Below are 2,137 nucleotides of genomic sequence, written 5' to 3'. Positions count from 1 at the left end.
GCAGCGGCCTGGGTGGCGCGGACGCCGGACCTGGACGGCACGCCGACCGTTGACCTGACCCGGCACGGCTTCGCGCGGCGGGACGTGGACACCCCCGCCGGCCGCGTCGCGGTGTACGAGGCGGGCACCGGCGACCCGGTTCTGCTGCTGCACGGCGTGGGCGGTGGCGCGTCCTCGTACTACTGGCACCGCATCGGGCCCGAGCTGGCCCGCACCCGGCGGGTGCTCGCCCCCGACTGGGTCGGTTTCGGCTGCTCGGAGCACCCGGACCGACCGCTGCTGTTCGACGACTACGTCGCCCAGGTCCGCGCGCTGACCGCCCTCACCGACCCGGCCCCGGCCGTGGTGGCACAGTCGCTCGCGGTCGGGTTCACCATCGCGGCGGTCCGGGCGGGCGCGTCGGTCCGCCGACTCGCGATGCTCGCGCCGACCGGTGGGCGGGACTTCGGCGAGGACGCCTTCGGCCCCGTCGCACGGCTCACGCTGAGCCCGCTGGCCCGGTCCCCGCGGCTCGGTCCGGCCGCGTACCGGGTGCTGTTCCACCGGCGCTCGGCGATCGAGGGGTGGTTCCGCCGGCAGGGCTTCCGCGACCCGGCGGCGGTGCCGGCCGAGGTGGTCGACGCGGGCGTGTTCTCGGCACGCCAGCCGAACGCCGCGTACGCCGCGCTGCCCTTCCTCTCCGGTGACCTCCGCTACGACCTGGCGCCGCTGATGCGCGACCTGCCGGTGCCCGGCCTGATGCTGTGGGGCGAGCAGGAGACGCAGATCCGACCGTCGGTGCGGGAGCGGCTGGAGCGGGTCAACCTGGCCGTGCCGGTGGTCCGGATTCCCGGGGCGCGCTCGAACCTGGAACTCGAACAGCCGTGGGCCACCCTCGCCGCCCTGGAGCCGTTCCTCACGGTCGGCGAGTTGAGCCCGCCCACCGGATAGCATTCGCCGCGTGCAGCTGCCCATGGTCCTCGCGGCCGCCGAAGGCCCACCCGCGTTCCTCGCCGAGATCGTCGCGTTGATGCTGGCCGCAGCGGTGATCGGCTACCTGTCCACCCGGATCCGGATCGTGCCGATCGTCGGCTTCCTGCTCGCCGGTGTGGCGATCGGCCCGCACGCGTTGGGCCTGGTGCGCAGCCAGGAGGCCGTCGACGTGGCCGCCGAGGTCGGTGTGATCCTGCTGCTGTTCACCATCGGCATCGAGTTCTCGCTGAGCCGGCTCGCAGCCATGTGGCGCCTGATCGTGATCGGCGGCGGTCTCCAGGTCGCGCTGACCGTGGGCGTCGCCACCGCCGCGCTGGCGCTGTTCGGGGTGTCCTGGCAGATCGGCGTCTTCACCGGCTTCCTCGTGTCGCTGTCGTCGACGGCCATCGTGCTGCGGCTGCTGGCCAGCCGAGGCGAGACGCAGACCGAGACCGGGCGCACCGCGCTGGCGTACCTGATCTTCCAGGACCTGGCCATCGTGGTGATGGTGCTGCTCGTACCGATGCTGGGTGGCTCGGGCGGGTCGGCGCTGGACGTCACGGCGGCGCTCGGCACGGCGATCGGCATCGTGGCGGTCGTGCTGGGCGTGGCCCGATGGATCATGCCGCGCCTGCTGGAGGTGGTGGCGCGGGCGTGTTCGCCCGAGGTGTTCCTGCTGACGGTGATCGCGATCTGCTTCGGCACCGCGTACCTGACCAGCCTCTTCGGGGTGAGCGTGTCGCTGGGCGCGTTCCTCGCCGGCATGGTGGTGAGCGAGAGCCGCCACTCCGAGCACGCGCTGGGCGAGATCCTGCCGTTGCAGATCCTGTTCTCGGCGACCTTCTTCGTCTCCGTCGGCATGCTCCTCGACCTGGGCTTCCTGGTCGGCAACCTGCCGCTGGTGCTGGCCGCCGTCGGCGGCGTCCTGGTGGTGAAGAGCGTCGCGACGGCCGCGACGGCGGCCGTGCTGCGGGTACGGCCGGCGGTGGTGGCCGGCCTGTCGCTGCTGATCGTGCAGGTCGGCGAGTTCTCGTTCGTGCTGGAACGGGTCGGCCGCGAGTACGGGCTCTCCCCCGCCGGTCTCGGCGAGGACGGGGTGCAGGCGTTCATCGCGGCCACCGTGCTGCTGATGGTGGCCACCCCGTGGCTGGGCAGCGCCGGCCGCGGCCTGGGTGGCGCGCTCGAG

The 2,137-nt window shown here is 73.3% G+C and carries 2 protein-coding genes; both read left to right on the top strand.

The genetic code is table 11. The features are described 5' to 3' along the window. Positions 1 to 930, top strand: a 930-nt coding sequence (locus tag AB0I76_RS28395) for an alpha/beta fold hydrolase (protein ID WP_357041753.1), incomplete at its 5' end; no start/stop codon positions are given. 10 nt (positions 931 to 940) lie between these two features. Then, the coding region (locus tag AB0I76_RS28390; protein ID WP_357041750.1) for a cation:proton antiporter at positions 941 to 2,137 on the top strand (1,197 nt) is incomplete at its 3' end.

This window comes from Micromonospora sp. NPDC049799 (assembly GCF_040656655.1).
GTDB lineage: Bacteria > Actinomycetota > Actinomycetes > Mycobacteriales > Micromonosporaceae > Micromonospora.
Note: the sequence above shows the minus strand (reverse complement) of the source record. Positions and strands in the feature narration are given on the sequence as shown.